Origin of the sequence: Burkholderia sp. Bp9015, assembly GCF_003853505.1 — a bacterium.
GTDB lineage: Bacteria > Pseudomonadota > Gammaproteobacteria > Burkholderiales > Burkholderiaceae > Burkholderia.
Genome location: NZ_QTPZ01000026.1, coordinates 73400 through 99928 on the forward strand (window position 1 = coordinate 73400; position 26529 = coordinate 99928).

Annotated in this window: 24 protein-coding genes and 2 pseudogenes; 10 read left to right on the forward strand and 16 right to left on the reverse strand. The window is 68.6% G+C overall.

Annotated elements, in window-relative coordinates:
- Positions 1-5 precede the first annotated feature (5 nt).
- From DIE12_RS25260 to DIE12_RS25280, 6 genes are all read right to left on the reverse strand, one after another.
- Complete coding sequence (locus tag DIE12_RS25260) at positions 6-602, reverse strand: DJ-1/PfpI family protein (protein WP_124522405.1); 597 nt, start codon at positions 600-602, stop codon at positions 6-8.
- A 102-nt stretch (positions 603-704) separates the two neighbouring features.
- Complete coding sequence (gene speD / locus DIE12_RS25265; protein ID WP_124522407.1) at positions 705-1082, reverse strand: adenosylmethionine decarboxylase; 378 nt, start codon at positions 1080-1082, stop codon at positions 705-707.
- Positions 1079-1225, reverse strand: coding sequence for a hypothetical protein (locus DIE12_RS38210; RefSeq protein WP_170296473.1), 147 nt, complete (start codon positions 1223-1225; stop codon positions 1079-1081). Before DIE12_RS38210 ends, speD begins: the two co-directional genes overlap by 4 nt.
- Positions 1225-2745 (reverse strand): DUF4178 domain-containing protein, encoded by a 1521-nt coding sequence (locus DIE12_RS25270; RefSeq protein ID WP_124522409.1) that lies wholly within the window; start codon positions 2743-2745, stop codon positions 1225-1227. The genes DIE12_RS38210 and DIE12_RS25270 overlap by 1 nt, the downstream gene beginning before the upstream one ends.
- A gap of 9 nt (positions 2746-2754) precedes the next feature.
- On the reverse strand, positions 2755-3807 hold the full coding sequence (locus DIE12_RS25275; protein ID WP_124522411.1) for an SPFH domain-containing protein: 1053 nt from the start codon (positions 3805-3807) through the stop codon (positions 2755-2757).
- Positions 3808-3833: 26 nt separating this feature from the next.
- Positions 3834-4220, reverse strand: coding sequence for a DUF350 domain-containing protein (locus DIE12_RS25280; protein ID WP_014898735.1), 387 nt, complete (start codon positions 4218-4220; stop codon positions 3834-3836).
- 121 nt (positions 4221-4341) lie between these two features.
- Here DIE12_RS25280 and DIE12_RS25285 point away from each other — a divergent pair, with 121 nt between their 5' ends.
- The 5 genes from DIE12_RS25285 to DIE12_RS25305 all read left to right on the forward strand — a co-directional run bounded on the left by DIE12_RS25285 (position 4342) and on the right by DIE12_RS25305 (position 9460).
- Complete coding sequence (locus tag DIE12_RS25285) at positions 4342-5856, forward strand: polyamine aminopropyltransferase (protein WP_124522413.1); 1515 nt, start codon at positions 4342-4344, stop codon at positions 5854-5856.
- A complete protein-coding gene (locus DIE12_RS25290; protein WP_124522415.1) occupies positions 5856-7475 on the forward strand; it encodes an FAD-dependent oxidoreductase in 1620 nt (539 codons plus the stop codon). The genes DIE12_RS25285 and DIE12_RS25290 overlap by 1 nt, the downstream gene beginning before the upstream one ends.
- A gap of 147 nt (positions 7476-7622) precedes the next feature.
- Positions 7623-8384: an N-acetylmuramoyl-L-alanine amidase gene (locus DIE12_RS25295; protein ID WP_124522417.1), complete on the forward strand. Its 762-nt coding sequence runs from the start codon at positions 7623-7625 to the stop codon at positions 8382-8384.
- Positions 8385-8434: 50 nt separating this feature from the next.
- The gene (locus DIE12_RS25300) at positions 8435-8824 is read left to right on the forward strand and encodes a lysozyme inhibitor LprI family protein (protein ID WP_124522419.1); all 390 of its coding nucleotides are present in this window, start codon (positions 8435-8437) and stop codon (positions 8822-8824) included.
- 108 nt (positions 8825-8932) lie between these two features.
- Positions 8933-9460, forward strand: a complete 528-nt coding sequence (locus DIE12_RS25305; RefSeq protein WP_124522421.1) for a GNAT family N-acetyltransferase — start codon at positions 8933-8935, stop codon at positions 9458-9460.
- 23 nt (positions 9461-9483) lie between these two features.
- Here the strand turns inward: DIE12_RS25305 and DIE12_RS25310 are convergent, their stop codons facing one another.
- From DIE12_RS25310 to DIE12_RS25320, 3 genes are all read right to left on the reverse strand, one after another.
- Positions 9484-10830 carry a glutamine synthetase family protein gene (locus tag DIE12_RS25310; protein WP_124522423.1) on the reverse strand — a complete coding sequence of 449 codons (1347 nt, stop codon included), beginning with the start codon at positions 10828-10830 and terminating at the stop codon, positions 9484-9486.
- A 147-nt stretch (positions 10831-10977) separates the two neighbouring features.
- Positions 10978-11535 (reverse strand): helix-turn-helix domain-containing protein, encoded by a 558-nt coding sequence (locus DIE12_RS25315; protein WP_044847929.1) that lies wholly within the window; start codon positions 11533-11535, stop codon positions 10978-10980.
- Between the two features lie 16 nt (positions 11536-11551).
- A complete protein-coding gene (locus DIE12_RS25320) occupies positions 11552-12841 on the reverse strand; it encodes an FAD-binding oxidoreductase (protein ID WP_124522425.1) in 1290 nt (429 codons plus the stop codon).
- Between the two features lie 246 nt (positions 12842-13087).
- Here DIE12_RS25320 and DIE12_RS25325 point away from each other — a divergent pair.
- The 3 genes and pseudogenes from DIE12_RS25325 to DIE12_RS25335 all read left to right on the forward strand — a co-directional run.
- Positions 13088-13312, forward strand: a pseudogene (locus DIE12_RS25325) (DUF2945 domain-containing protein); the annotation flags it as partial.
- Between the two features lie 59 nt (positions 13313-13371).
- Positions 13372-14183: pseudogene (locus tag DIE12_RS39105) on the forward strand (DUF488 family protein).
- On the forward strand, positions 14093-14830 hold the full coding sequence (locus DIE12_RS25335) for a sulfite exporter TauE/SafE family protein (protein ID WP_124485404.1): 738 nt from the start codon (positions 14093-14095) through the stop codon (positions 14828-14830). The pseudogene DIE12_RS39105 and the gene DIE12_RS25335 overlap by 91 nt, the downstream one beginning before the upstream one ends.
- A gap of 185 nt (positions 14831-15015) precedes the next feature.
- Here the strand turns inward: DIE12_RS25335 and DIE12_RS25340 are convergent, their stop codons facing one another.
- From DIE12_RS25340 to DIE12_RS25360, 5 genes are all read right to left on the reverse strand, one after another.
- Entirely contained in the window at positions 15016-15594 is a 579-nt protein-coding gene (locus DIE12_RS25340; RefSeq protein ID WP_044847924.1) for an NnrU family protein, read from the reverse strand.
- A 299-nt stretch (positions 15595-15893) separates the two neighbouring features.
- Positions 15894-16421 (reverse strand): TfoX/Sxy family protein, encoded by a 528-nt coding sequence (locus DIE12_RS38960; RefSeq protein WP_124522429.1) that lies wholly within the window; start codon positions 16419-16421, stop codon positions 15894-15896.
- Entirely contained in the window at positions 16418-17527 is a 1110-nt protein-coding gene (locus DIE12_RS25350; protein WP_124522431.1) for a malate/lactate/ureidoglycolate dehydrogenase, read from the reverse strand. Before DIE12_RS25350 ends, DIE12_RS38960 begins: the two co-directional genes overlap by 4 nt.
- A gap of 60 nt (positions 17528-17587) precedes the next feature.
- Complete coding sequence (locus tag DIE12_RS25355; RefSeq protein WP_059506616.1) at positions 17588-19042, reverse strand: M20 family metallopeptidase; 1455 nt, start codon at positions 19040-19042, stop codon at positions 17588-17590.
- A gap of 126 nt (positions 19043-19168) precedes the next feature.
- Entirely contained in the window at positions 19169-20239 is a 1071-nt protein-coding gene (locus DIE12_RS25360; protein WP_124522433.1) for a nitronate monooxygenase family protein, read from the reverse strand.
- 429 nt (positions 20240-20668) lie between these two features.
- Between DIE12_RS25360 and adiC the strand changes: the two genes are divergently transcribed.
- Positions 20669-22201: an arginine/agmatine antiporter gene (gene adiC / locus DIE12_RS25365; protein WP_124522435.1), complete on the forward strand. Its 1533-nt coding sequence runs from the start codon at positions 20669-20671 to the stop codon at positions 22199-22201.
- A gap of 3 nt (positions 22202-22204) precedes the next feature.
- The gene (locus DIE12_RS25370) at positions 22205-24553 is read left to right on the forward strand and encodes an Orn/Lys/Arg decarboxylase N-terminal domain-containing protein (protein ID WP_124522437.1); all 2349 of its coding nucleotides are present in this window, start codon (positions 22205-22207) and stop codon (positions 24551-24553) included.
- 67 nt (positions 24554-24620) lie between these two features.
- Here the strand turns inward: DIE12_RS25370 and DIE12_RS25375 are convergent, their stop codons facing one another.
- Both DIE12_RS25375 and ftrA read right to left on the reverse strand, forming a co-directional pair.
- The gene (locus DIE12_RS25375) at positions 24621-25364 is read right to left on the reverse strand and encodes a hypothetical protein (protein ID WP_124522439.1); all 744 of its coding nucleotides are present in this window, start codon (positions 25362-25364) and stop codon (positions 24621-24623) included.
- 155 nt (positions 25365-25519) lie between these two features.
- Positions 25520-26494: a transcriptional regulator FtrA gene (ftrA, locus tag DIE12_RS25380; RefSeq protein WP_124522441.1), complete on the reverse strand. Its 975-nt coding sequence runs from the start codon at positions 26492-26494 to the stop codon at positions 25520-25522.
- Positions 26495-26529: the final 35 nt, after the last annotated feature.

Consider the following 26529-nt stretch of genomic DNA (forward strand, 5'->3'; position numbering starts at 1 on the left):
ACGCATCAGAGGAACGGCGAAATGTTCGCGATCGCGCGCGAGACGTAATCGTCCTTCTCGCCCACCGGCGCGACATAGTGAATCGCACTGCGCGCGGCCTCGATGCCGGCCAGACGCGCGATGAACCACGCGGCCAGATACTGCGACGACAGGCACCCGCCGGCGGTCGCGACGTTCCCGCTGGCCACGAACGGCTGGTCGAGCACGGCCACGCCGGCTTCCTGCACCCACGGCTTCGTGGTCAGGTCGGTACACGCGGGGACATCGCCGAGCCAGCCCAGCTTCGCCAGCACGAGCGTGCCCGAGCACTGCGCGCCGAGCAACTGCCGCGCGGGGTCGAACTGCAATTGCGCCATCAATGCGGCATCGGCGACGACGTCGCGGGTCCGCACGCCGCTGCCCACCAGCACGGCGTCCGCGTCGCGGGCGTCCTGCAGCGACGCTTGCGCGTCGATCGTCACGCCGTTCATCGAGCGTACGCGGGCGGTCGGGCTCGCGATCGACACCCGCCAGCCCGGCTGCCTGACCCGGTTGAGAATCCCGAGCGCGATCAGCGAATCGAGTTCGTTGAAACCGTCGAAGGTCAGGACGGCGATGTGCATGGGGGCCTCTGTGCGGGGACGTCGTACCGCACGATCATAAGCGGTTCGCGAAATCGGTGCAGCGCGTCGTCGCATGCGCGACCACCGCTGTCGCCCGGTCGCTCATGTGACGCCGCGCGCCACCTGCTGCCGGACCTGCGCGTGCGTGCCGAGCGCGGTGGCGATCGCATCGACCGCCTCGGCGGCGCGCGCGGCGCCGCACATGAACGCATCGACGGCTGCGAAGCCGTGCTCCGGCCACGTATGAATCGTGATGTGCGACTCCGCGAGCAGCACGACACCCGTCACCCCATGCTCACCGCCGAAGTGATGGAAATGCGCGCCGATCACGCGTGCGCCGGCCTGCTGCGCGGCGTCGGTGAGTATCGTCTCGAGCCGCGCGGCGTCGCGCAGCAGTGCCGCGTCGATGCCGGCGAGATCGGCCAGCACGTGCGAGCCGAGCGTCGCACGCGGCGCGGCGATACCGTCTCGCGCCGTCATTTGTGCGACCCGTACGACGAATAGCCGCTGCGCGCCGACGAACTGCCCCAGCCGCTGCCGCCCGAACCGCTGCCGCCGAGCGACGCGCAGCTGAACAGCGTGACGACGATCAGCCCGTAAAGTCCGTAGAGGATGTAACGCATTACGAGTTGCCCCCGTCGGACGCGAAGCCCTTCCACAGCCATTCCGGCAGCCACAGCACGAGCAGGCCGATCAGCACGTAGACGGAGCGGCCGCTGAACGAGAACAGCGAACCCAGGTTGAAGATCACGAGCATCGCGCTGAACACGATCGGCAGCGGTGCGAAGCTATGCGGCTGCTTCGCGCCGAACAGGCCCGTCGACGTCCCGGCGGAACCCGTTGCGGACGCAACCGCTGCCGTCGCGAGCGCCGGCGTCGCGAAGCGTTCGGCCAGTGCGCCGGCCGACAACGGCCGCGCACGCGACCAGACGATTTCCGCGGCGCTGCGCTCACGCGTGAGCTTGTCCTTCTGCCAGCCGTAGTCGGCAATCGACGTGCGGTCGCCGACCTGCACGCGCCAGTTGAACGCGCCGACCACGTACACGACTTCCGAGTCGTACGTCTCGCGCAGTCGATAGGTCTTGCCTTCGTCGGTGACGTCGGACTCGCCGCCGATCGTCGGCCAGTGGTCGAGTACCTGCACGCGTTCCCAGCGCCCTTCGCTCTGCACGAGCCACAGGAAGCCGCGCTTCGGGTTCAGCAGCAGGTATTCGTCCCACGTCTCGTCGTCGCCCGGCACGCGGCAACGCATCATGCCGATCACCGTGTACTTCACGCCGTCGAACGTGCCGGTCGCGCCGAGCTCCAGCGCGCCCTTCACCGCATCGAGCTTGCGCTGCGCGGCGAACACGGTCTGCTGCTCGGCCGTGCACTGCACGCCCGCGTGACAGCTGCCGCACACGACGTAGTCGGCGAGGTTCGGTGCATACGACAGCGGCGCGCCGCAGCTCGGGCACGCGAACGGCACCATCTGCGCGCCCCGTTTCTCCCGCGTGTCGTTGTCGGTATCGCGCAGCCCCGTGAATGCGAGCGCGTCGAATTCCATCGCTTCGCCGCTGTAGACGGCCGGGCTCCCGCCGTTCGCGTCGGCGTCGGAATAGTCGTAAGTCGCGAATGCATTGCCGGTGCGCAGGTCGACGACGCGCGCTTCCCAGCCCGCATCGATGCGGAACGGCAACTCGCCGTCGCCGCCCGTGCAGCGCGCGGTACGCACGTCGGACACGAGATACGCGCGGCCGCCGTGGTCGATCCGCATGCCCGGTTCGAGCGTGCCGAACGCGGGCCACGCGCCGCCCGACGCATCGTCGGGCTCGCGCACCGTGACCGCATACTGGCCCGACGCATCCGACAGCCAGCCGAACGCGCCGTCGTCGAACACGACGTACCACTCGCTCCACATGCCGGCGTCGTAGGTCATCTGGATGCGACCGAGCACCGTGAACGTGCGCTTGCCGTAGCGCCCGGCCGTGCCGATCTGGATCGGCGACGCGTCGTCGAGCACCGTGGCCAGCTCGCCGATGCGCTCGACGTCGGCGCCGCGCTTGAGCAGCGTGCTGCGACAGAACGCGCAGACGGCCATCACCGCCGCCGCCGAGCGAAACTCGACCGGCGCGCCGCACTGGGGGCACGAAGTACTGAACATGCGCGACGCTTACCGGGTGAGCTTCGCGAGGATGTCCGCCTTCGCGCGCGCATAGTCCTCTTCGGTGACGAGGCCCTTGTCGAGCAGCGCCTTCAGCTGTTCGAGGCGTTGCACGTAATCGGTCCCTTCGGCCGGTGCGGCCGGCTGCGCGGCGGCAACCGGTGCCGCGACGGGCGCGGGCGGTGCGGCCGGCGCCGGTTGCGCGGCGCCCGCGATCTGGCCGGCCATCGCCTGCCCGATCGCCGCGCCGGCCGCGAGCCCCGCGCCGACACCCGCGATGCCGCCCGGGTTCTGCGCGGCCAGCGGAATCGCCTGCGCCGTCTGGTATTGCGTCGCGCGGGCGAGATCGCCGGCCATCCCCGCGCCGATCCGCAGGTCGAGCGCCTTCTGCAGCTCGGCCGGCAGCGACACGCTTTCGACCGCGAATGCATCGAGCGCGAGGCCGTAGCGCGTGAACACCGGCACCAGCGCCTCGGCGACGCGTTGCGACAGCAGCGTCTGGTTCGCGGCCATGTCGACGAACGGCACGTCGGCGGAACCGAACGTCGTGCTCATCGCGGTGACGACCAGGTTGCGCAGCTGCTGCTCGAGATCGTCGACCGTGTACTGCGCGCGCGTGCCGCTCACCTCGCGGTGGAACGCGGCCGCATCGACGATCCGGTACGAGTAGATGCCGAACGCGCGCAGCTGCACGAAGCCGAATTCGCGATCGCGGATCGTCACCGGCTGCGCGGTGCCCCAGCGCCGGCCGAGCTGCAGCCGCGTGCTGAAGAAGTAGACATCCGACTTGAAAGGCGACTGAAAGAACTTGTCCCAGTTCTTCAGGTACGTGAGCACCGGCAGCGTGCGCGTTTCCAGCTTGTACAGCCCCGGCTGGAACACGTCGGCGACCTTGCCTTCGTTGACGAAGATCGCGACCTGCGTTTCGCGCACGGTCAGCTGGCCGCCGTACTGGATCTCCTGGTCTTCCATCGGATAGCGCCAGGCCAGCACGCCGTCGGTGTCTTCCGTCCATTGCAGGACGTCGATGAACTGCTTGCGGATAAACGAACCCAGACTCATGTCGGTCTCCCAGGACGCGTGGCGTGTCAGGTCAGGCAGGCGGCATTGATGATGCCGACGACGAGCGACGCGGTGCCCATCAGGCCACCCATCGCGACGTTGCGATCCTCGATCGCATGGTTCATGCCGGGAATCAGGCGGGTCAGCACCGCGTAGGTGACGAGCTGCACGGCCATTGCGCCGACGGCCCACAGCACGACTTCGCCGAGCGTCGAGTTGTGCGCGATGCTGGACGCGAGCGTCAGGCAGAAGCCGACCAGCGCGCCGCCGAACGACAGCGTCGCGGCCGCGTTGCCGTCACGGATCAAGGCCAGTTCGTCGAACGGGGTGACCTTCAGGTACACTGCCGCGAACACGAAAAGCAGCACGAACGCCGACAGCAAATGAACCGCATAAAGATAGGCACTATTCATTCTTTTCCTCGGATTTTGTGCTCGGTTCGCCGCCCCGTCGCAGGCCGGCCCATGGCGGGCCACCCCACGAAAATCCGCGCCAGTATATCCACATTGACGAGCACTGCACAACGGACGCGCCATGCTGCATAAGCGCGCGCTCGTCCTGTCGATCCTCGTGCTCGCGTCGTGCGGGCTCGGCTACGAACTGATCAGCAGCGCGCTGTCGAGCTACCTGCTCGGCGATTCGATCCTGCAGTTCTCGTCGGTGATCGGCTGCTACCTGTTCGCGATGGGGATCGGCTCGTGGCTCGCGAAGTTTGTCGAGGACGACGACGTGCTCGACCGCTTCGTCGACATCGAGCTGCTCGTCGGCCTGCTCGGCGGCGTGTCGGCAGCGCTGCTGTTCGCGGTGTTCGCGTGGCTCGCCGCGCCGTTCCGCGCGGCGCTCTACGCGCTCGTGCTCGCGCTCGGCCTGCTGATCGGGATGGAGATTCCGCTCGTGATGCGCGCGTTCCAGCAGCGCCGCCAGGCGTTCCGCCATACCGTCAGCGAAGTGCTGACCTTCGACTATCTCGGCTCGCTCGCCGTGTCGCTGATCTTTCCGCTCGTGCTCGCGCCGCGTCTCGGCCTGTTGCGCACGAGCTTCCTGTTCGGGCTGCTGAACGCGTTCGTCGCGCTGTGGACCACGCACCTGTTCCGCGCCGAGATCCGCAACGTGCGCGGCAAGCTGATGCGCGCGTCGCTCGTGATCGGGCTGCTCGTCGCCGGCTTCGCGCTGTCGGACCGCATCACGCACTGGGCCGAGCACGGCGTGTACGGCGACGAGACGATCTATTCGGAAACGACGCCGTACCAGCGCATCGTGCTCACGCAGTGGCACGACGACATGCGGCTGTACCTGAACGGCAACCTGCAGTTCTCGTCGCGCGACGAGCATCGCTATCACGAGGCGCTGATCCATCCGACGATCGAGGCGCTGCCGTGGGCGAAGCGCGTGCTCGTGCTCGGCGGCGGCGACGGCCTCGCGGTGCGCGAACTGCTCAAGCACCGCAATCTCGAACGGATCACGCTCGTCGATCTCGATCCCGCGATGACGAAGCTGTTCTCGACTTCGGCGCCGCTCGTGAAGCTGAACCAGGGTTCGCTGAAGGACCCGCGCGTACAGGTGATCAACGACGATGCGGTGCGCTGGCTCGAATCGAACGCCGACGTGTACGACGCGATCGTCGTCGACTTCCCCGATCCGACCAACTTCGGGCTCGGCCGGCTGTATTCGGTGCCGGTGTTCCGGCTGCTCGCGCGCCACCTGTCCGAGAACGGCTATGCGGTGATCCAGTCGACGTCGCCGTACTTCGCGCCGCACGCGTACTGGACGATCATCGCGACGCTGCGCGAAGCCGGGCTCAACACCTGGCCGTACCACTGCTACGTGCCGTCGTTTGGCGACTGGGGGTTCGTGATCGCCGGCAAGCGTCGCGACTTCACCGTGCCGACACGCTATTCGGTGCCGACGCGCTGGCTCGACGCGCAGACGGCCGCCGAGATGTTCCACTTCCCGGCTGACATGCCGGCGCTGCCGATGTCGCCGAATGAACTCAACGACCAGCCGCTCGTGCGCCGCTTCGACGACGACTGGAAGCACGTGCTGCGCTGATGGATCGCCGCACGTTCCTCGTCGCGTCCGCGGCGGCGTCGCTCGCCGCGTGCGGCCGCACCGGCTGGCTCGAGACGACGCCGCGCGTCGGCTACCCCGGCATGCGCGAAGGCCATGCGCTGCGCGACCACGCGGCGCTGCCGCCGCCTTCCGGCACGATCGAGACCGACGTCGCGGTCCTCGGCTCGGGCGCGGCCGGGTTGTCGTGCGCGTGGCAGCTCGCGCGCGCGGGACACACACGCTTCGTCGTGCTCGCCGGGCCCGAATTCGGCGGCAATGCGGCCGGCGGCCGCTTCGGCGAACTCGGCTATCCGAAGGGCGCGCACTACCTGCCGCTGCCGTCGCTCGAATCCGCACATCTGCGCGACATGCTCGCCGATCTCGGCGTGATCGAAGCGGCGCCGTTCTCCGCGCAACCCGCGTACGACGAACGCGCGCTCGTGCACGCCCCCGACGAACGGCTGTTCATCGGAGGCCAGTGGCAGGACGGCATCGTGCCGACGGCCGCCCTCGACGCCGATGCGCTCGCGCAGCAAACGCGCTTCTTCGCCTACACCGACAGCCTGCGCTCCGCGCGCGGCGCGGACGGCCGCAAGGTGTTCTGCATTCCGCTCGCGGAATCGTCGCGCGACCCGCGCTGGCGCGCGCTCGACCGGCGCTCGTTCAGGCAGTGGCTGCTCGACGAGGGCTACACCGCGACCGCGCTGCACTGGTACCTGAACTACTGCTGCCGCGACGACTACGGTGCGGGTTACGAGCACGTGTCCGCGTGGGCCGGCCTGCACTACTTCTCGTCGCGCGGCGGCCACGCGAGCGACGCGGGCGACGGCGCCGTGCTGACCTGGCCCGACGGGCTGCATACGATGGTGACGAAGCTGAGCGACTCGATCACCGCGCGCACCGGCTCGAACGCGTGGTCGCGGCACGGCTTCGCCGTTCGCGCGACCGAGCGCGCGGGCGGCGTCGACGTGCTGTGTGCGCGTGTCGGTGACGACGGCACGCTGTCGACGTTCATGCTGAAGGCGCGGCGCGTCGTCAGCGCCATGCCGCTGTTCGTCGCGGCTCGCGTGTTTCCGCAGTTGCGCGCGTACGGTTTCGATCCCACGCGCGACCTGCCGCCGCGCGCGCCGTGGCTCGTGTCCAATTTCCTGCTCGACGGGATGCCGGCCGAGGCAGCCGGCGTGCCGCTCGCGTGGGACAACGTCGTCTACGACGGCGCGGGGCTCGGCTATGTCGTGTCGACGCACCAGCTGATCCGGATGTCGCCGCCGACCCGCTCCGTGTTCTCCGCCTATCAGGCGTTGAGTACGCAAACGCCGGACGACACGCGCCGCTGGCTTGCCCAGGCAAAGCCCGATGCCTTGCGCGAACAGGCGGCGATCGACCTGCAGGCCGTCTACGGACGCGAACTGTGGAAGCATGCGACGGCGCTCGAGATCACCGTGCGCGGCCACGCGATGGCGACACCCGATGTCGGCTTCCTGAGCCGGCCGGGGCTGCTCGCGCTGCGCGAGGCTGATGGCCCCGTCGTGTTCGCGCATGCGGACCTGTCCGGGCTGTCGCTGTTCGAGGAAGCATCGTACTGGGGCATGCTCGCGGCCCGGCGCGTGCTCGCCTGAGCGCCGGTTTCCGGCGCGCGCGACGCCGCGCCTTCCGTCATTGCGGCGCCGCCGGCAACCGCTATAATCGCGCGACATTCCGACTGCATTGAGCAGGCCGACGGTGCGCGCCAGGCGACGCGCCGCATGCCCTCCTCGACAACAACAATGACAAACCGAACCCTTCGACGCCTTCGTCCGTTCGTGCGCGCCGCCGCGCGCCTGCTCGCATGCGGCCCGCTGCTCGGCGCGCCGCTCGCGCTGCATGCGGCCGATGCGGCAGGTCCGGACGCACAGCCGGCCTCCGGCCGCTACGTCGTCGTCGACACCGGCCATACGCCGGCCCACCCGGGTGCCACCGGCGCAAGCGGCCGCGTCGAATACCGGTACAACCTCGACCTGTCCACCGCCGTCGCGGAGACACTCGCCGCGCACGGCGACCGCGTGCTGCGCACGTCGGCCGATGGCCGCGAGATCGCGCTCGACCAGCGCTCGACGCAGGCGCCGGACGCAAATCTGTTCGTGTCGATCCATCACGATTCGATGCAGCAGCAGTTCATCGACGCGGGACGGCAGCGCGACTTCCGCGGTTTCGCCGTGTTCGTGTCCGAGCGTAATCCGCACTACGCGGAAAGCCTGCGTTGCGCGAAGGCGATCGCCGAACGCCTGGTCGCGGCCGGCGAACGGCCGTCGCTGTATCACGCGCAGCCGATCAAGGGCGAGAACCGCCCGCTGATCGATCCGCAACTCGGCATCCACCGCTTCGACGATCTCGTCGTGCTGCGTACCGCGCCGATCCCGGCCGTTCTGGTCGAGGCGGGCGTGATCGTCAATCCCGACGAGGAAAAGCGACTCGCGCAGCGCGAGACGATCCAGCGCCTCGCCACCGCGATCGCGGGCGGGATCGACGCGTGTACGGCGGCCCGGTAAAGGCGCCGCCGGTCGGTTTCAACGGTTTTCACCCAGTGAGGAGCACCACAATGATGAAGAAGAATCTGCTCGTATCCTGCACGCTGCTCGCGCTTGCCGTGCCGTTCTCCGCGCAGGCGGCCGGCTGCGGCAAACCGCGCAGCGCGTTCGACCAGGTGTACTGCAGCAGCAACGAGTTCTCGCAGGTCGACCGCGAACTGAACGACGAGTACGGCCGCGTGCGCAAGCAACTGAGCGGCGACCAGCAGGCGAAGCTGAAGACCGGCCAGCTCGCGTGGATGAAGCGGCGCGACGACCGCTGCAGCGAAACGCGCGACGACGGCTATCTCGTGAACCTGCAATGCGCGATCGACTTCACGCAATCGCGCCTGTCGTTCCTGCGCGAACGCGAGCGCGAATGCTCGAGCACGGGGTGCGTGACGGCGAAGCTCGGCGAGTAAGGACGGTGCAGGTGCGGCGCGACACCGCACCTGCATGCACGCCCGATTCACGGCGTTGAACGGGGCTGCTTCATCGTTGTATCCCGCAACCGGTCAAACCACGCACGCATGCCCTCGAAAACGACCACGATCGCCATCCGCACAGCCACGCCGGCCGATGCCGCAGCCATCGCCGCGATCCACGTCGCATCGTGGCGGGCAACCTACGACGGCATCATGCCGGCGTCGTTCCTTGCAGGTTTGTCGGTCGAACAACGTACCGACTTCTGGCACCACGCGCTCGCGGCAGGCGAAACGCGCGTCACGGTCGCATTCGACGCAGACGGCGTGACGGGCTGGGTCGCGTACGGCACGACGCGCGACGCCGACAAGGATCGCGCGTGGGGTGAAATCCACGCGATCTATCTGCATCCGCTGCATTGCGGCAAAGGAATCGGCAAGGCGCTGGTCCGGCATGCTTGCCGGTCGCTGCACGACGGGGGGCATGCATGGGTGTCGCTCTGGGCAATCGTCGAGAACCGCCGCGCGCGCGCGTTCTACGAACGTGAAGGCTTCGTCGCCGAAAGCGACATCAAGACGTTCGACATCGACGGGACGTCGATCGACGAAGTGCGCTACTGGCGCGCACTTCCATAGTCCGCGCCGGTCGGCGCAGCACGTCAAAGAAACCACCGATACTCGCGCGCCCCGATCTCGTTGCGAAAATCCAGTTCCTCCTGCCGCTTGTTCTCGCAATACACCATCACGAATTCACTGCCGAGCCCGTCGCGCACGGCCACGTGATCCTGCATCGCCGCGACGGCCGACAGCATCTCCTTCGGGAAATCGATCCCGCTGCCGCGATCGTCGTTGAGCGGCGCGATCGGCTCGATCCGTGCGTCGAGCCCATGCTCCATCCCGGACAGGATCGCCGCGAGCACCAGGTACGGATTCGCGTCCGCGCTCGCGAGCCGATGCTCGATGCGCAGATTGCGCGCATCCGATTCCGGAATCCGGATGCACGCGTCGCGATCCTCGAAGCCCCAGCTTGCACGGCTCGCCGCATTCACCATCGAGCCGTAGCGGCGGAACGCATTGTGGTTCGGCGCGAATACCGGCATGCAGTGCGGCAGCAGCGCGAGGCAGCCGGCCACCGCATGCCGCAGCGGCCGCTGCGCGTCCGCTGCGAGCAGGTTGCGGCCCGCGTCGTCATACAGGCTCACGTGCACGTGCATCCCGCTGCCCGGCGCATGCAGGTACGGCTTGCCCATGAAGCTCGCACGATAGCCGTGCTGCAGCGCGACGCCGCGCGTGCTGCGGCAGAACAGCGCCGACCAGTCGGCCGCGCGCAGCGCGTCGTCGGTATGGCCGAAGTTGATCTCGAACTGGCCGGGCCCGAGCTCGGCCGTGATCACCGTCGCGTCGACGCCCTGCTCGCGCGCGGCCTCGACCATCTCGTGCAGCACATCGGAAAACCGCGACAGGCGTTCGATGTGCATGTTCGGCTGGTCGTCGCGGTCGTCGCTCAAGCGGTCGCGCGGATACTGCGGCAGCCCGTCCGCGAGTTGCGCGGCGAACAGGTAGAACTCGAGCTCGAACGCGACGACCGGCCGGATGCCGCGCGCCGCGAACCGCCGCAGCACGCGCGCCAGCACCTCGCGCGGCTCGAACTCGATCGGCGCGTCCGTGCCGTCGGAGCTGATCAGCATCTGCGCGAGCGGCTGCCGCTCCCAGCGCACCGGCTTCAGCGTGCCGGGAATCAGGCGGCGCGGCGCGTCGGGGTCACCGTCGTTGAAGCAGTAATCGCCGATCTTGTAGAGGCCGCCCTGCGTGCCGAGCAGCACGCAGTTCTGCGGCAGCTTCAGCAACGAGCCCGACGCGACCTTCTCGAGCGCATCGATCGGATAACGCTTGCCGTAGAAATGACCCGGCAGGTCGAGACAGATCAGGTCGACATAACGGATCTCGGGATGCGCCTGCCGGAATGCGCGGACTTCATCGACCAGCACGGGAACGACGTCAGCCATGTCTCATCCTTTCCATGTCTTGTATGACGGTGCCGCAGCGCGGCGAACCGGACTCATCGGCATGCGGCACGTCACATGCCCGATGTCGATCAGTACTGCAAACCAGCAGCACGGCGCGACGATCCGTGGGACCGCCCGCCGGCGAACTCAGGTGAACACCCAGATCACGCGCGCCGGCGCGTCGCCCAGGTTCGCGTAACGAAACCGCTTGTGCGCGGGAAGCTGGAATGCGTCGTTCGGGCCGAGCGTGACGGGCGTGTCGTCGCCGTCGATCCAGATCGTCAGCTCGCCTTCGAGCACGAAGCCGCCCTGCTCGTCGCTGTCGTCGACGGAGCGCTCGCCGCTGCTCGCGCCGGGCGCGAGATGGCTCTCGAGGATCGAGAAGCGCGAGCGCATGTTCGGCGACACGAGGATGTCCGTGATGCCGGCCGCGTAATACACGGTGCGCCGCTCGTCGGGCCGCGTGACCCACGGCACGCTGCGCGGCTTGCTCAGGCTGTAGAAATACGTGGTCGGCACGCCGAGCGCCTCGCCGATCGCGGTGAGATCCGCGACCGTCGGGCGCGACAGCCCGCGCTCGACCTGCGACAGAAAGCCGACCGAGCGGCCGATCCGTTCCGCGAGATCGTTGAGCGTGACCTTGCGATGCTTGCGCAGGTCGCGGATCAGGATCGCCAGACTTTCTATCTCTTCCTGTTCGTTCATGATGAGTTCCGGTACGTCAGACGGTATCGCGCAAACGGTACCAGGCCTTGCCGATCGCTTCCAGCGGCGCGGCGAGGCGGTCGCCGCCGGGAAAGCGCGGGTTGCGGATGCGCTGGTACTGCGCGAGCAGGCGATCGTCGCCGAGCACGGCATCGGCGACCGCGCGCGCGCCGGCGAGCGTCGGCAGCACGCCGTGCCCCGAGAAGCCCTGCAGCCAGAAGCGCTGGCCGCGGCGGCCGATGTCCGGCGTGCGGCGCATGCTGATGTCGATGTGACCGCCCCACACGTAGTCGAGCGGCACGCCGGCCAGTTGCGGGAACACGCGTTCGAGATGCGGGCGCGTCGCGGCCGCGATGTCGGCCGGAATCCCGCCGAGATACGTGCAGCCGCCGCCGAACAGCAGGCGGTTGTCGGGGCTCAGGCGGAAGTAGTCGGGCACGAACTGGTTGTCGATCACACAGCTGTTCCGCGGCAGCAGCGAGCGGGCGACGTCCGCCGAAAGCGGCGCGGTCGCGACCTGGTAGGTGCCGACCGGCAGCAACCGGCGCGACAGTTCGGGATCGAGCCGGTCGACGTACGCGTTGCACGCGAGCACCAGCACGTCCGCGCGCACTTCGCCCTGCGCGGTGCGTGCGACGTGACCGCCGGCCGTCTCGCGACAGTCGAGCACGCGGCTTTGCTCGAAGATGCGGCCGCCGGCCCGTTCGATCGTCTGCGCAAGACCGAGCGCGAGCTTCAGCGGATTCAGATGGCCGGCCTCGGGATCGTAGAGCGCGGCGAGATAGCGCGCGCTGCCGATCCATTCGGGCATCTCGTCCTGCCCGATCACGCGCAGCCGGTCGTAGCCCCAGCGCTGCGCGGCTTCGTCGCGGGCCTGTGCGAGCAACGCAACGCGACGCGGCCGCACCGCGGCCCACAGGCTGCCGGGCCGATAGTCGATGTCGAAGCCGTGCCGCGCGGGCAGTTCGCGCACTTCGGCCGCGGCCCAGCGCATGCTGTCCCACAGCATGCGCGCGCCGTCGCGGCCGAGCGAATCCTCGAGCGGCTGCATGTCGCACGACCAGCCGAGCAGCGCCTGTCCGCCGTTGCGGCCCGATGCGGCCCACGCGACGCGGCTCGCTTCGAGCACCACCACGCGCTTGCCCGCGAGCGCCAGGCGCAACGCCGTGTGCAGCCCGCTGAAGCCCGCGCCGACGACCAGCACGTCGGCGTCGATGCGTTCGTCCAGTTCGGGACGCCGCGGGATCGGCGCCGGGTAGGTGCCGGCGTAGTAGCTTGCGACGTGACGGTCGGACTGCACGAACATGCGGGCTCCCGTGAAATTTCAGTCGTCCAATTTCATGAAAAATTAGCACGTCAATTTCACGGAGGCAAGCGGGAGGATGGGATCGTCGTCGTTGGGAAAATGAAGGCTCGCAGGGCGCCGGCACGACGCTTGCGTCCGCAGCCCGGCACGCCCCCGCCGCCCGTATCTTTTTCCATGCCCGGCGAGCGCCGATAACGCGTACGGCAACGACCGACGACACCGCACCGATGCAACGAGGCTCCCCGCATGACGACGCCATTCAAGCCGGGCGACCACGTCCGCTGGAATTCCGAAGCCGGTTACGTGACCGGCACGACCATCGCGATCCACACGCAGGATTTCGACTACAAGGCTCATCGCGAACACGCATCGCCCGACGATCCGCAATACGAGATCAGGAGCGACCGCACCGACCACATCGCCGCGCACCGCGGGCACGTGCTCGAACGCGTTGCCGGCAAGGACGATTCGTGGCGCTCCCGTTCTACACGATCGGCCATTCGAACCGCACGCTCGACGCGTTCATCGAGATGCTCGACGCGTCCGACATCGCGCTGCTCGCCGATATCCGGAAGATGACGCGTTCGCGCACGAATCCGCAGTTCAACGAAGCAACGCTTCCCGGCGAGCTGGCCGCGGCCGCCATCGCCTACGAGCACATCGCCGCACTCGGCGGCCTGCGAGGCAAGTCGCTCGGCGTGCCCGACGACGTCAACGACTTCTGGACGAACCGCAGTTTCCATCGCTACGCCGATTACGCGCTGTCGCCCGAGTTTCGAGCGGGCCTCGACAGCTGATCGCGCAAGGGCACCGGCAGCTTTGCACGATCATGCGTTCGGAAGCCATGTCGTGGCGCTGTCATCGGCGCATCGTGTCCGACTACCTGATCGCGCACGGCGAAACGGTGCTGCACATCATGGGCAAGAACCGCGTGGAGCCCACGCGTCTTACTGCCGGCGCGGTGATCCGGGACGACGGTACGATCGTCTATCCGGACGTCGAAGGCGATGCGCCAGCGGAAACGCCGACACGCAGCCGAACGCGTGACGCGACACCGGTCGGGTGCGTAACGGCGCGGGCGAAACGCGAAACGGCGCGAAAGCATCACGCCCGACGCAACGCCCACGTCGATCAGCCGCGCCCCCTGCAACGCTGCGCGCCGGCCCGCTTTGCGCCGCCGCGATCCTGCATTACCATCGGGCGTCCGCCGCGCGTACCCGCGCGCCCCGCCACTTCTCCGCTTCCGCACCAATGCTCGCCCTCATCATCGTCGCCGGCCTGTGGGCCGGCCTGCAAAACGCCCTCGCGGGCGGCGGCTCGTTCGTCACGCTGCCCGCGCTGATCGTGTCGGGAATGTCGCCGCTCGCGGCGAACATCACGTCGACGGTCGCGCTGTTTCCCGGCCAGGTCACGACAGGCTGGGCCAGCCGGAACATGGTGCGCGGCGCGGGCAAGCTGTCGTTTCGCGCGCTGTTCGCGATCAGCGTGGTCGGCGGCGCGCTCGGCGGCCTGCTGCTGCTGAAAACCCCGTCGTCGATCTTCTCGCACCTCGTGCCGTGGCTCGTGCTGTTCGCGACGGTCGTGTTCGCATGGGGCAGCTTCTTCCGCAAGACCGGCGCCGGCACGCAGCATGTCGGCCCCGTCACGGCCGCGATCTCGCAGTTCCTGATCGCGATCTACGGCGGCTACTTCGGCGGCGGCATCGGCTTCCTGATGATGGCCGCGCTGACGATGGCCGGCCTGTCGCCGCGTCACGCGATGTCGACCAAGAACGCACTCGCGGGCGTGATGAACGCGTCGGCGGTCGTGCTGTTCCTGACCTCGCCGCACCTCCACTGGCAGGCGGCGATCGCGCTCGGCGGCGGCGCGATCGTCGGCGGCCTGCTCGGCGCGTGGGCGCTGCACCGCGTGAACGAACGCGTGCTGCGGATCGCGATCGTCTGCATCGGCGCCGCGCTGACCGTGGGGCTGTTCGTCAAGCCGATCTGACGCGCGCGCCCCGATCGCGCCGACGGCACGCATGCCGTCGGTCGCGACGAACTCGCCATCGATCGGCAGGCGCCCCGTGCGCCGAGCGATGGCGGGCAATGCGCCCGCCTCGATGTCGCGGCGGATTCGCGGGCGCGGCGGGCGGCCTGCGCGCCCCGCTCGTCAATGCTTGCAGGCGCGCGCGTTCAACCGAACGGCCGCACGCCGATCAGCGGGCCGTGCAGGAACCAAGCGAAGACGGCCCATACGACGAGCCCGGCGACGATCGTCACGGCATCGCCCGACAGGCTGCCGGCCGGATAGCGGACGCCGTTGCGGCGATCGCGCGCGCGCCACACGACGAAATCGACCAGCGACCACACGAAGAATGCGCCGAACAGCACGACCGCGTGCAGCGTGCCGTTCGCGAGCAGGTGCGCGATCGCCCATACCATCACGCCGGCCACCATCGGATGGCCGACGAGCGTCTTGATGCGGTTGCGCGGCACGTAGGACGCGGCAATCAGCACGAACGCGATCGCGGTCAGCATGCCGGTGAGATGGCGAACGCCGACGGGCGACACCCACAGCAGCGTCCCGCCCTGGCGCGCGATCCCGTAACCCCAGATGATCAGCACGAAGCCGACGATCGACGCGATCGCATAGGGGCCCTTCCAGCGTTTCTCGCCGATCCGCTCGATGGTCGCGGATCGCCAGCCGTCCGCGACGATCCGAATCGAATGCACACCGAGGAAGATCGCTAAACCGAGAATCAGGACGAGCATCGGTTGTCTCCGTCTGGAACGATGAGTGGGGAATCATTCGCGCGGCTTTCGATGCGCCGTTCGCGAGGCCGGCGACACGGCCGGCGCGGGTCGCGCCAGACGCGGACGCGATCCGCGCCGATCATAAACGCCGTAGCCGCCGTTGTGAAGCATGACGCACGCACGGTTCGGCAAGGTTGATGCTTTCGTACATCCCGTGCGGTTGGCAGGAATCTGGCGCATCTCCCCACGCTTCGCGAGTCGCAAACTCAGGACAACGTAAATCGTCGCGCAGCGACGATGGGCGGCCGGCGCTACGGTTACTTGCGCTTCGCCACGGATTTCGTGGCCCGTTTCGAAACAGGTTTCGGCGCCGCTTTCGCGGAAGGTTTCGCGGACGCTTTCGCAGCCGGCTTCACACTCCGTTTCTCAGCCGGCGTTGACGCCGCTGCCGTCTTCGGCTCCGCAGGCGGCTTCGGCGCCGCCTTCCCCTTCGCCTTGCGCTTCGGCGCCCCCGCCAGCAACGCCGCCCGATACGCGCCGCGGCACCAGTCGAACAGCGCGCCCGCATCCTCCAGCACGTCGGCCGGCGTTTCGTAATAACCCTCGAGCGCAACGGTGCGCGTAGGGCGCTCATACGAGAACGGCCCCATCCCTGCCGCCACGAACGCGGGACGGTTCACGTCGTCGACGCGCAGGAACAGCGACCCGCGCGACATGAAGCCGAACATCACGCCGTCGAGCCGCATCGCGGCGCCGCTGAAGAACCGCGCGACCTCTACCTTGCCGAGCGGCGCGAGCCGGTACGCGATCTCCTCGCCGTGCGCCTTCTCCGATTGCCAGCTCATGCGGGCTCCGTGCAGCGCCGTGTCCACACGTCGAGTTCCGCGTCGTCGAAGCCGACGGCCGCCGCGCTCTCGCGGATCTGCCGCCACGTCGCGCGATCGACCGGAATGCCGTCCACGCCGCGTGCGGCGCGGCTCGCCTCCTCCGGCTCGCCGGGCATCCGCACCGGCGCATCGCCCGCCTGCGGCGACGCCTTCGCCCATTCGACGAACGCATCGGCTTCGCGCTGCGCATCGGCCGCATCGAACGCGTCAGGATCGATCAGCACCGACAGCATCCCGTTGACGATCGCGCTCGTCTTCTGCAGCGTGTCGCCGTAGGTCGTATGCCCGCCGACCAGCGCGCCGCCGAAGATCTCGCACATCGCGGCCAGCGCATACCCCTTGTGCAGCCCGAACGGCAGCAGCGCGCCGAACGGCTGCTCGTGCATGACGGCCGGATCGTCGGTCGGCTGGCCGCGATGATCGATCAGCGACCCGGCCGGCACGCGCTTGCCCTGGTTGTACGCGACCCGCGTCTTGCCGTAAGCGATCGCGCTCGTCGCGAAATCGAGCAGCAGCGGCGGCCGCCCCGCGCGCGGATACGCGGCGCAGAACGGATTCGTGCCGAAGCGCGCATCGGTGCCGTGCAGCGGCGCGACGAGCAAGTCGCCCGGCACGTTGACGAAATGGAACGACACGAGCCCCGAGCGCGCGCACTGCTCGGCCCAGTGCCCGATGCGGCCGAGGTGATGGACGTCGCGCAGCCCGATCGCGCAGATGCCCATGCGTCGCGCGCGCTCGATGCCTTCGACCATCGCCTCGAATGCGATCACCTGGCCGAAGCCGCGTCCGCCGTCGATGGTGAGCACCGCGCCGCCGTCGCGGACGATCGACGCGTGCCCGTTCAACTGCAACTGCCCTTCCCGCCACGACGCGACGTAGTTCGGGATCATCCCGATCCCGTGCGAATCGTGCCCGGCCAGATTCGCGCCGACCAGGTGATCGGCGACGAGCCGCGCCTCGCGCTCGCTGCTGCCGACCCGCTCCCAGAGTGCCGCGACGAACGCGTGCAGCGGTTCGGCGCGCATGCGCAGCGGGTCGGTATCGGGGGTCGGCAGCGCGGTCATCGGCAAGGCTCCGTCAGGTCGGGTTGGATCCGGTCGGGTCGGGACAGACGGCGCGAACGCTCAGCGCGCGGACGCGATCACGTCCGCCACCGCCGCGGTCAGCTTCTTCGCGTACGGCACGTGCAGGAACTCGTTCGGGCCGTGCGCATTCGACTTCGGCCCGAGCACGCCGCACACCATGAACTGCGCGGACGGGAAGCCGGCCTGCAGCACGTTCATCAGCGGGATCGTGCCGCCGAGGCCCATGTACGCGCAGTCCGCGCCGAAGTGGCGGCGCGACGCGGCGTCGAGCGACGACGCGAGCCACGGCGCGAGATCCGGCGCGCTCCAGCCGGTCGCGGCGCCCGCATCCGGCTTGAACGTGACCTTCGCGTTGTACGGCGGATCGAGTTCGAGCAGTTCCTTCAGTTGCTGCACGGCCTGAGCGGCATCGACCAGCGGCGGCAGGCGCAGCGACAGCTTGAACGCGGTGCGCGGACGCAGCACGTTGCCCGCGTCGGCGAGCGCCGGCAGGCCGGCCGCGCCCGTCACCGACAGCGACGGACGCCACGTCGAGTTCAACAGCGCCTCGCGCGGATCGGTGGTGGTCGGCAGCACCGGCTTGCCGTCCGCGCCGCATGCCCACGGCAGCCCCTTCCACACGGCGTCGCCGAGGATCGCGGCGGCCGCGTCGGCCTCGCGCACGCGGCTGTCGGGAATCTCGCAATGGAACACGCCCGGCAGCAGGTTGCCGTTCTTCGCGTCTTCCAGGCGCTCGAACAGCTGGCGCATCACGCGGAAGCTCGACGGCGCGATGCCGCCGAACACGCCCGAGTGAACACCCTCCTCGAGCACCTCGACCTGCAGGTCGCCGGACACCAGCCCGCGCAGCGACGTCGTGAGCCACATCTGGTCGTAGTTGCCGGCGCCCGAATCGAGGCACACGACGAGCGACACCTGGCCGAGCCGGTCGCGCAGCGCATCGACGTACGGCAGCAGGTCGTAGCTGCCCGACTCCTCGCAGGTCTCGATCAGGCCGACGCAGCGCGGGCGTTCGACGCCCTGCTCGTCGAGCGCGCCGAGCGCGGCGAGGCTCGCGTAGATCGCGTAGCCGTCGTCCGCGCCGCCGCGGCCGTACAGCTTGCCGTTCTCGAACTTCGGCGTCCACGGGCCGAGGTCCGCGCGCCAGCCGTCGAATTCGGGCTGCTTGTCGAGGTGGCCGTACAGCAGGATCGTGTCGGTGCTGCCCGAGCGGGTTGCGGGGGTTTCGAAGAAGATCACCGGCGTGCGGCCGGGCAAGCGCACGATCTCGAGCTTCAGGCCTTTCACCGGCTGGCGTTCGGCCCACTGCGCGGCATCGGTGACGACCCGTTCGAGATAGCCGCGCTTCGCCCAGTCGGGGTCGAAGGCGGGGCTCTTCGCGGGAATCGCGATGTAGTCGGTCAGTGCGTGGAGGATTTCATCGTTCCACTTGCGCTCGACGAAGGTAACGAGCTTGTCATGGTCGAGGACGGGGGTAGTGTCGACGGAGGTCATGGTGGGGTGCCTGGATAGGGCTGACGAAAAACCGGATGATACGCCGATGCCCCCGCCCCGGGGCGCTTTCCGTGCCGTATTCGGGGCCCGTTCGGGCCCGTTTCCCGCAGCGCGTCGCGCACCCGCTCAAACGGCCTGCGGGAATGCGTCGCACAACCCCGCCGCGCACGCGATCGCGTCGTCCCACAGCCGCCGGGTCAGCACCCCGGCATCCTCTTCCCGCGCGAGTGCCGCGGCCTCGCCCGACCACAGCAGCGAGAAATCGTCGCGCCCCTGCCGCTCGAACGCGACGCGCAGCGGATCGACTGCCGCCGTCGCGAGCGGGAACGCGGGCGCAAGCGCGCTCATCGGCCCCTGCTCGCGCATGAAGCGCGTCAGCAGGCCGCGTCCGGGGCGGCCCGTGTAGAGGTTGGTCACGCGCGTGCCGTCGTCGCGTGCGGCCCGCAGCGCCGCGCGGTGCTGCGTCGAGCGGCCGGCTTGCGGCGTCAGCAGGTAGCCGGTGCCGATCTGCACCGCGCGTGCGCCGAGCGCGAACGCGGCCGCGATGCCGCGGCCATCGGCGATCGCGCCGGCGGCGATCACCGGCGCGCGCACCGCGTCGACGAGCTGCGGCAGCAGCGCGAACAGGCCCGGCTGCGCGTGGATGTCGTCGGTCAGGAACATCCCGCGATGCCCGCCCGCCTCGGCGCCCTGCGCGACGATCGCATCGACGCCGCGCGCATCGAGCCAGCGCGCTTCCTCGACGGTCGTCGCGGACGAGACGATCAACGCGCCCGTGCGCCGCACCCGTTCGAGCAGTGCTTCGTCCGGCAAACCGAAATGGAAGCTCACGACGGCCGGGCGCAGTTCCTCGACGACCGCGCACATCGCGTCGTCGAACGGCGCGCGACCGGGGCCGCCCTTCACGTCGGCCGCATCGAGCCCGGCTTCCGCGTAGTAGCCGGCCAGCGCCGCGCGCCAGCGCGCGTCGACCTCGGCATCGGGCGCGGGCGGCGCATGACAGAAGAAGTTGACGTTGAACGGCGCCGGCGTGCGTGCGTGGATCGCCGCGATTTCGTCGCGCAACTGCTGCGGGCCGAGTGCCGCGCATGCGAGCGAGCCGAGCCCGCCCGCCTCGCAGACCGCAATCGTCAGCGGGCTCAGGGAACCGACCATCGGAGCCTGGATCAGCGGCAGGCGGGAAGGCAGCATCGTCATCGGAATCACCGTTCGGTAGACGTAATCAATGGCGCGGGCGAGCGCATTTCGAGCGCTCGATAATAACCGACTAATTCAATCAGGGTTTGACGACTCACTCAGCCCGCAAATTGAATTAACCGGTTCGGCAAAAATCGATTATCCGTTCAACCTGACCCGCATCTCACCTTCACCCCGGAACCACCGTCCGGACGGCCCATACAGGCCATTCGCCCCGGTGCAGCCACCGTCATCCGCACCAAAGCGTTTCACCCTTTTCAATGATCGACATCAATATTCAAGATATTAAATTGTATCGCTTACCCTTATTCAAACCTAATTAAGATATAAGATGCTGTCGTTCAATAAAACGACGATCCATTCCGGAATCGTCGACCGGCGCCGGGCCGCGCCACCTCAACCGCATCACGACCATTCAAGGAGCCTCGCATGTCCGATGCCAGCTCGTCCTCCTCCCGTTCCGCCGCCGCGCCAGCCGCGACCGCCGCGCCGAAAATCGGCGTCATCCCCGCCACGCTGATGGTCGCGGGCAACATGATGGGCTCCGGCGTCTTCATGCTGCCCGCGAACCTCGCCGCCACCGGCGGCATCGCGATCTTCGGCTGGCTGATCACCGTCGTCGGCGCCGTGTCGCTCGCGCTGGTGTTCGCGAAGCTCGCGGCGATCGACCCGGCCGCCGGCGGCCCGTATGCGTATGCGCGCAAGGCCTTCGGCCCGTACATCGGCTACCAGACCAACCTGATCTACTGGCTCGCGAACGTGCTCGGCAACGTCGGCCTCGCGGTCGCCGGCCTCGGCTATCTCACGCACTTCTTCCCGGTCCTGCACGACCCGCTCGTGTTCGCGCTCGCGCAGATCTTCGTGATCTGGCTGTTCACCTACGCGAACATCCTCGGGCCGAACGTGGTCGGCCGCGTGCAGTCGGTCACGACGATCTTCGCGCTCGTGCCGATCCTCGGGATGGCCGTGTTCGGCTGGTTCTGGTTCAGCAAGGACGTGTACTTCGCCGGCTGGAACGTGTCGGGCGCGAGCAGCTTCGGCGCGATCGGCGCGACGCTGAACTTCACGCTGTGGGCGTTCATCGGCGTCGAGAGCGCGTCGGTGTCGGCCGGCGTCGTCGAGAACCCGTCGCGCAACGTGCCGATCGCGACCGTCGGCGGCGTCGTGCTCGCGGCCGTCTGCTACGTGCTCAGCTCGACCGTGATCATGGGAATGATCCCGAACAAGGCGCTGCTCGCGTCGAGCGCGCCGTTCGCGGATGCCGCGCGCCTCGCGCTCGGCGACACCGCCGCGAACGCGGTCGCGATCTGCGCGGCGCTCGGCTGCCTCGGCTCGCTCGCGGGCTGGACGCTGCTGGTCGGCCAGACCGCGAAGGCCGCGGCCGACGACGGCCTGTTCGCCGGCGTGTTCGCCCGCGTCAACTCGAAGAACGTGCCGTCGGCGGGCCTCGCGATCGTCGCGGTCATCATGTCGGTGCAGGTGCTCGCGACGATGTCGCCGAGCGCGAGCGAGCAGTTCGGCAAGATCGCGTCGATCGCCGTGATCATGACGCTGCTGCCGTACATCTACTCGTGCATCGCGATCAAGGTGCTCGGCTACGGCAAGATGCCGTCGCACCAGTTCACCTTCTACACGATCGTCGGCCTGATCGGCGCCGTCTACGCGCTGTGGGCGATGGTCGGCTCCGACGGCCAGCAGACGCGCTGGTCGCTGATCTTCGTGATCGCGACGATCGTGTTCTACGAGCTGTCGATCAACCGCCAGCGCGAAATCGAGGAAACCCATGTCCACCCGGGCGGCCGCTCGCCGCGCTGGGTGCGCTACCTCGCGCTCGGCGTGACCATCGTCGCGCTCGTCGCGGCCTTCTGGATCTCCGTCGGCCAACACGAGGCCGCCCGCCTTCACGCACGCTCGCCGGCCGCCGCAGCAGGCATCCCGGCAACTCAACAAACGGGGGAATGACCCATGACCGCTTCCTTGACCCAACCGGCGTTCCGCCGCCTCGGCATGAAGGCGCTGCTCGTGCAGCACGACATCGACGAACGCACGGCCACCGGACGCGCGGCCACCGCGCTCGTCGAAGAATTGCGCACGCGGCTCGTCGACGTCGTGATCGCGACCTCAGCCGAAGACGCACGCGCGGTGGTCGACGCCGATCCCGCGATCCAGTGCCTGCTGCTCAACTGGGAGCTCGGCAACGATCCCGGCCATGCGCCGGCGCAGGCCGTGCTCGACGCGATGCGTGCGCGCAATGCGACGGTGCCGGTGTTCCTGCTCGCGAGCCGCGCGAGCGCGGCGGCGATTCCCGTCGACGCGATGCGCAAGGCCGACGACTTCATCTGGATGCTGGAGGACACGACCGCATTCATCGGCGGGCGGATCGTCGCCGCGATCGAACGCTACCGCGAAACCGTGCTGCCGCCGATGTTCCGCGCGCTCGCGCAGTTCTCGCGCGTCTACGAATACTCGTGGCACACGCCGGGCCACACGGGCGGCACCGCGTTCCTGAAATCGCCGGTCGGCCGCGCGTACTTCGAATTCTTCGGCGAAGCGCTGTTCCGCTCGGACCTGTCGATCTCGGTCGGCGAACTCGGCTCGCTGCTCGACCACTCGGGCCCGATCGGCGAAAGCGAACGCTACGCGGCGCGCGTGTTCGGTGCGCACCGCACGTATCACGTGACGAACGGCTCGTCGATGTCGAACCGCGTGATCCTGATGGCGAGCGTCACGCGCAACCAGGTCGCGCTGTGCGATCGCAACTGCCACAAGTCGGCCGAGCATGCGATGACGATGTCGGGCGCGATTCCGACCTACCTGATTCCGTCGCGCAACCATTACGGGATCATCGGGCCGATCATGCCGGAACGGCTCACGGCCGCCGCCGTGCGTCTCGCGATCGACGCGAACCCGCTCGTGCGCGGCCGCGACGGCATCGACCCGACGCCCGTGCATGCGCTGATCACGAACTCGACGTACGACGGCCTCTGCTACAACGTCACGCGCATCGAGGAACTGCTCGGCCAGAGCGTCGACCGGTTGCATTTCGACGAGGCATGGTACGGCTACGCGCGCTTCAACCCGATCTACCGCGATCGCCACGCGATGCACGGCGATCCGTCGCAGCACGACGCGAGCAAGCCGACCGTGTTCGCGACACAGTCGACGCACAAGCTGCTCGCCGCGCTGTCGCAGGCGTCGTTCATCCATGTCCGCAACGGCCGCAACCCGATCGAGCACGCGCGCTTCAACGAGGCGTACATGATGCATGCATCGACGTCGCCGAACTACGCGATCATCGCGTCGAACGACGTGAGCGCCGCGATGATGGACGGCCCCGGCGGCGAGGCGCTGACCACCGACGCGATCCGCGAGGCCGTGTCGTTCCGCCGGATGCTCGCGCGGCTGCATGCGGAATGCGAGGAGAACGACGACTGGTTCTTCAACGGCTGGCAGCCGGACACCGTGGTCGATCGCAAGACGGGCCGGCGCGTGCGCTTCCATGAAGCGGACGAAACGCTGCTCGCCACCGATCCGTCATGCTGGGTGCTGCATCCGGGCGAAACATGGCACGGCTTCGGCGAGATCGAGGACGATTACTGCATGCTCGATCCGATCAAGGTGTCGATCGTCACGCCTGGCGTCGCGCCGCACGGCGGGCTGATGCCGGTCGGCATTCCGGCGTCGGTCGTCACCGCGTACCTGGACCGGCACGGGATCGTCGTCGAGAAGACGACCGACTTCACGATCCTGTTCCTGTTCTCGCTCGGCGTGACGAAGGGCAAGTGGGGCACGCTCGTCAACACGCTGCTCGACTTCAAGCGCGACTACGATGCGAACGCGCCGCTCGAGCAGGCGCTGCCGGAGCTCGTCGCGCGCTATCCGGACCGCTACGGCACGCTCGGCCTGCGCGACCTGTGCGACCTGATGTTCAGCGCGATGAGCGACCTGAAGACGACCGAGATGATGTCGCGCGGCTTCTCGACGCTGCCGCAACCCGACTTCAGCCCGGCCGAGGCGTACGAGCATCTCGTGCACAACGACATCGAGATGCTGGAACTCGCCGAGATGGCGGGCCGCACCGTCGCGACGGGCGTGGTGCCCTATCCGCCGGGCATTCCGCTGCTGATGCCCGGCGAAAACGCGGGGCCGGCCGACGGCCCGCTGCTCGGTTACCTGAAGGCGCTCGAGCAGTACGACCTGCGCTTCCCCGGCTTCACGCACGACACGCATGGCGTCGAAGTCGAGGACGGCGTGTACCGGATCGCGTGCATCAAGCAAACCGCGCGCGATACCCGCAATACCAACACGCGCTGAGCATGCGCGCCGCGACGCCGCGCCGGCAGGATGCGGCAGGCGTCGCGACGCGCGATGAACCGGCCGGTCATGCCGGCAACTGATTAACCCACGCGGCAAGCTGCGCTTCGCCTTCTTCGTCGAGCTTGCCCTTCAGTTCCCCGTACCACGGCGCGATCGCGTCGGCCGGCTGCGTGGCCTTCAGGATCTCGAGACTGTTCTCGAGGAACGACGAAAAGAACGGAATGCCGCGCATGTAGAGGAAGGTCGAATCGGTGATCCGCACGTGGCCGTACACGTCGCGCACCCACGCGAGATGCGGCAGCGCCTCGCGCAGGTGGCCGCCTTGCATCAGCGCCGAAATGAAGTTCACGCGCGCCGCGACGTCGGACTGCTCGTGCGTGTCGTGATTGACCTCGGCGGCCTTCTGCATCCACGCTTCGCCGCGCTCCACTTCGTCGCACATCACCGACGTCGTCGCGAGCTGCACCGCGTTGTGCGCGCTCGGCTCATGGTCGAACAGCGCGAGCCAGTACGGAAACGCTTCCCGGTAACGCTTCATCGCCGAGTATGAAAGCGCGCAGAGGCGCGCCGCATCGGCCAGCCGCTCCGCGTGCGGCGCGGCGGCCGCGATCGCGGCCTCGTGCCGGCCGGCCTGGAATGCCCTCAGCGCGGGCGCGAGTTCCGGCGCGATGTCGGGGCCGCCTTGTTCGTTCGTATCGTCGGATCCTTCCGTTGCTTCCGGCGCTCCGCCTGCGTCGTGCGCGGAACGCGCGGGCGCTGCCGCTTCGTCACGCGTTTTCTTTCCGAACAGCTTGCCCAGCAGGCCCATGATGATTGTCCTTGTCGTTGTCGTTGTCGTTGCGAGCGGGAATGGCGGCGCCGCATCTACGGTCGCCGCACGGCGATCGCCATCTTACGCGTGCTCGAAGTCGACAAGAAGCAAACGACGGACTCGTTCCGCCGCGGCGCGGAAAGACGCACCACTCACGCGTCCGTGGACCTCACACCGCGATCCATCCCGCGCCGGTACGCAGCCGGGCTCGTCGCCGCGACGCGCCGGAAATGCCGGCGCAACGACTCCTCGGAACCGAACCCCGCGCGTGCGGCAATCTGCGCGAGCGACAGCCCGGGATGTGCTTCGAGCATGTCCTTCGCGACGTTCACGCGCTCGCGGATCAGCCACGCGAGCGGCGACATCCCGGTTGCATCCGCGAACTGCCGCTGCAGCGTGCGCGTGCTCATCGCGGCCTGCGCGGCCAGCGACGCGAGCGTGTGCGGCTCGGCCGCGTGCGCGCGCATCCAGTCGATCAGCTTAGCGAGCCGGTCGCTGCCGCCCGGCGCGACCGGGCGCGGCACGAACTGCGCCTGGCCGCCGTCGCGATGCGGCGGCAGCACGAGGCGCTGCGCGACGCGGTTCGCGATCGCGCCGCCGTGATCGCGGCGCACGAGATGCAGCAGCATGTCGAGCCCCGCCGCCGAGCCGGCCGACGTGACGATCTGCCCTTCGTCGACGTACAGCGCGTCGGGATTCACGCGCAGCGCCGGATAGCGCGCCTGCAGGCGCTCGGCGTAGCGCCAGTGCGTGGTCACGGTGAGCCCGTCGAGCACGCCGGCCGCCGCGAGCACGAACACGCCCGAGCAGATCGAACAGAGCCGCGCGCCGCGGCGATGCGCAGCACGCAGCTTCTTCAGCAGCGGCTCCGGCGGCAGCTCGTCCGGATCGCGCCAGCCGGGAATCACGATGGTGTCCGCGCGATCGAGCATCGCGAGCCGGTACGGCGCGGCGACCGTGATGCCGCCCGCCGCGCGCACGGGCCCGGGCTCGCTCGCGCAGACCGCGAAGCGATACCAGTCGACGCCGAGTTCCGGGCGTTCGAGCGCGAACAGTTCGACCACGCAGCCGAACTCGAAGGTGCAGAGGCGCTCGTAGGCGAGCGCGACGACGAGATGATTGTGCATGGCGCGATGTTACCGGAACTTGTCGATCGCGCCAC